The organism is Pseudomonas lactucae, assembly GCF_016937615.1.
Lineage (GTDB): Bacteria > Pseudomonadota > Gammaproteobacteria > Pseudomonadales > Pseudomonadaceae > Aquipseudomonas > Aquipseudomonas lactucae.
Genome location: NZ_JAFHKI010000160.1, coordinates 1 through 4,114 on the forward strand (window position 1 = coordinate 1; position 4,114 = coordinate 4,114).

The window sequence follows — 4,114 nt, forward strand, 5'->3', positions numbered from 1 at the left end:
GGACGCCACATCTGCGAGAAAAAACTCTCGGCCATGTCCAGGTAGCTGGCTTCGGGTTCAGGTGCGGGCGCTTCCAACTCGGTACCGGCTGGCGCGACGTGGGAGCTGATCGCTCCGGCGGCGCGCGCGGCCGGGAGGTTGTTGGTCAGGGTGTTGGTGGCGCCGCTAAGAATATTGGCCTGCACCGTGGGCGGAAACAGGGCGTTGCTGAAGCTCTCGCATAAATTCGATAAGCCTTTGTCCGCACCCGTCTTGCTCATGGCCAGGCCGACAACCGTGCCCACCACGGCGCCCAGCAGGAAACAACCGAGCCCGCCGGTGGCCACGGTAATCCCGGTGGCGGCAACCACCGCCGCAGTCGCCACTGCCGTTATCGCGATGTTAGCCGCCACTTCCAGCACACCGCCGAGGATGTCGGCCATCATCGACGTATGGGAGAGCGCATCGCCCATGCGGGCGGCCCAGAGTGCGTCAGACATGCGTGGTGCTCAGGGATGTGCCGATTCTATTGGGACTTTCCATAGTCAGTCAGCTGCCATCGTGTGGTTAAGGCATGCTCATCAACGTTGTTTTCATGCGCGAATCTTCAAGGCAATCGACAGGCCGTACGTTGTCTTTGGCACAACCTTTCTTAGCCGTAGAAGTAATCGAAGAAGCGTTCGAAGTTTTCCTCACCTAGCAACGGGCTCACTTCCTTGGTCAGCAATTTTACAAACTTGGGGGAAAGCTCGTCGTCATCGTTGTAAATGTCAAAAATGTCGAATTTTCCATGAACAATTTCGATAGTTTTGGCGAATGCCAGGAGGAAATCAGCGAGGGAATCGGCAATCTTGAACGGCTTGACGACATCGTAGCTCGCCCACACTGGAGTCCCGGCAGTATCCGTGACGGCGATAACCGGTTTTCCGCCGCCAATGTCATCCATGAAAACCAGATACTGAGCAGGCCAATTCACATTTACCTGGGTCTTGTTCGAATCGCCGTCCCATTTATAGCCAACTTGGCCGTCTTCCAAAGTGCTCAAGTTTAAGAAGCAGATCGGCGTCAAACCGGTTTCAACTTCAACATCAACTGGCTCACAGTTATCGTAGAAATAGTCGGTTTCTGCCGAGCGCGGTAACGTCTGCGGCCATTTTGCGTTGGCATGGCTGCTTTTTTCGAAGCTACCTTCGATATCGAATTTTTTGTGGACGCGGCGCAACTCTTTAAATGCGTTGTCAAGGGCGCTCATGTTCTTCTCCAATGGAAATTATTTACCGCAGCCGGCTTTTCTGCCGGGTGTTCTAAGACGGTCGATCAATCGGCCTTTGCCTGAGTTGGCATAATTTTTTCGGTGCCCTTGAGGGCTGTTCAAATGTTCATCCACACCACTTGGGTGTCTCGAGTTTTGCAAGAAAACAATGTTCCTCGGGTCACCTTTCCAGGCCTTGCCTAAGGCGCCATTACCTTCGACGCTGTTGATATGGTGACCGGTGTAACCTGCTTTGGACATCTTTGAGTTCAGGCGGGCGTTACTCTTTGTATTTTTGATCAGCTCGCGTTCTTCATCTGTCCAGTTTCGTGAGCCCCCACCACGTAGAACCAGATCCCGTTCTTCGCCCCATGCTCTATTGATTGCCGTACCGCGGCCACCTGCTTTCGGGGTAACGGAAGCCTTGGGTTTGTAACGTATCAAATCCTCAGGATTCAAGCCGTAGGGGTCGATCCAGGTCAGCGGATTTGTTGAGTACAGGTAAAGGTTCAGGCCCCCTGCGAGGCCGATAGGATCGGGGGTAGTGAAACGGCCGATATCCGGATCGTAGAAACGGAATATGTTGTGATGCAAGCCGGTTTCACGATCCAGATACTGGCCCTGAAACCTCAGGTTTTGTTCTTCGATGTAGTAGGGTTCACGGATTTCTTGAACCGTACTTCCCCAAATTTGATAGCTGGCTTGCCAGACGGTCTGGCCTTCAGCTTCAGAGAGCAGTTCGGGCAGGCCGTTGAGATCATTGTGGTAATAGCGAACTTTCTGCTGGGTACCACTGCCATCAACGCGAGCGAGAGGCTCGTGGCTGTCGTCCCCGTATATGTAGAGGCTGGTCTGGGCGTGCTTGTGTTCTTGAAGCAGGCGCAGTCCATCCCAGGTAAAGCGGGTTTCGCTCAACAAATAGCCATTCCCGTCGTAGGTCGCCTTGGCAGTTCTTCGTCCTATAGGGTCGTAGGTCATTTTTACGACAGACCGCTGCCCGCCGTGCTCATTGTGGACCTCAATCAAGCGATGTTCGGCGTCATAGACAAAGCGTTGGATGCCGCGATTTGCGCTACGTTTTTCGATCATTCGACCAAAACCATCATAACGATAGCGTTTGTCCTGATACGTCAGGACCTTGTTGTGTTGTATCAGTCCTGCACCCGGTTGCGCAGCATCGAGAAGGTTCGCAGCCGCATCATAGGTATAGGTTTCGCGTTGGCCCACGAGATTGTCTTGGCTGGCGACCACCCGGTCGGTTGCATCGTAATGCAGCAGGTGCCTGCGTTGGCCGCTCGGCGTCTGTTCGAGCTTGCCAATCAGATTGTCGCTGGGGTCATACTCGAATTGCTTTTGTACCGCAGCAGGAAGTACCGATGCCCGAGCGATCTGGCCTCGTTCGCGGGAGCGCAACCGCCCACAACGGTCATAGTGATGACGCGTGCTGAGATGTCCTTGGGTACGCAGTACTTCGCGGTGCAAGCGGTCGCGCTCGAAGTCACTGATCACCTGGCCGTCGAGATTTATTTGATGGAGGTGCCCACTGCCGTAATGCAAGCGATTGAGCCAACGTCCGTCGGGCAGAAGAGTCTGGCTCAGGTTGCCGAGCTCGTCGTAATTATGTTGCAGGGCGCCAGTCGCGCTTTTCTCTTCGATCAGTTGACCAACGCTGTCGTAGTCAAAGTTGATCGCTTGTTGCCTGCCGGCATGGTCGGTAAATGTGACGGCCTTGAGTCGATCCAGCGAGTCGTAGGTGTATTCCGTTCGTCCATCATCAGTGATCTTGAACCGCAGACGGCCGACGGCGTCGCGCTCAAAGCAATGCACTATGGGTGCTTCGGGAGTTACAGCGACTGATGCCATTCCGCTGCCCAGAGGGGCAGGAATAGTTTCCATCCGTTTGATGTTGTTCAGTGCGTCGTAATGATAACGGCGCACGCTACCGTCCAGGTCCTGTTGTTCGGCCACGCGGTCGTTGGCATCCCAGGCGAAACGGTACCGTTCACCGTTTTCGTTGCGCAGAGCTCTAAGGCGGCCATAGCTGTCGTATTCAAAGTTGACTTGGCGGCCATGCGCATCAAGCCGCTGGCTGACCTGTCCCTGGCGATTGCGTTGATAGTACGTAGAGTGTCCGGAGAAGTCGGTATGCGCGATCAATTGACCGCTAGTATCGCGTTGAAAGTGTTCAATGCGCCCGTCAGGTAGCTGAGTACTCAGCAATAGGCCCCTTGGATCGTAAACAAAGGTTGTGCGCTCACCCAATGCATCGGTGGCAGCCTGCAAATAGCCTCTTTCGTCATACTTGAAACGTGTCGGGTAACCTGAGCAGTCAATATGCTCAATAAGTTGACCGAATGGGTTCCAGCGCATCCTTTTGCTTTTTCCCGCTGCGTCGATGACCTCCACCAACTGCCCGTGATCGTCATAGCGATACTGCGAAACACGACCCTGCGGGTCCGTTTCAGCGATGCAGTTACCTCGCTGGTCATAACGTAAGTGCCAGGTGTTGCCTTCGCTGTCCGTGCCAGATACTGGTAAAGCCCAATGCTCAAGCCACGTAGTGGATTCGCTGCGGCCAAGCGGGTCAGTCTCGCCGATCAGGTTGCCGGCTTCATCGTAGCTGTATTCAAAGCGACCACCCTGCGGATCGGTGGCACTGAGCAATTGGCGCTCGTCGTTCCACTCGAACAGCCAGATTTGCCCGAGGTTGTCGCTGTACCGAACGATTTGGTGCTGGGAGTTCCAGTGTCGGGTACTGACGCGTTGCAAGCCGTCGGTAATCCGCGTGATACCGGCCTGCAAGTCATAGTCGAACTGGTAGGTGTCGCCTTCGTCGGTCCAGTGCCGGACCACGCGCCATTCCGCGTTTTCAACCAAGGCCCA

General features: G+C 54.8%; 2 protein-coding genes and 1 pseudogene. All 3 read right to left on the reverse strand.

Annotation, left to right across the window (positions count from 1 at the left end; genetic code table 11):
• Positions 1–479: pseudogene (locus JWR98_RS25070) on the reverse strand (RHS repeat-associated core domain-containing protein); the annotation flags it as partial.
• Between the two features lie 152 nt (positions 480–631).
• Positions 632–1,231, reverse strand: coding sequence for a hypothetical protein (locus tag JWR98_RS25075; RefSeq protein WP_078735421.1), 600 nt, complete (start codon positions 1,229–1,231; stop codon positions 632–634).
• Positions 1,232–1,249: 18 nt separating this feature from the next.
• Positions 1,250–4,114, reverse strand: a 2,865-nt coding sequence (locus JWR98_RS25080) for an RHS repeat-associated core domain-containing protein (protein WP_205491488.1), incomplete at its 5' end; no start/stop codon positions are given.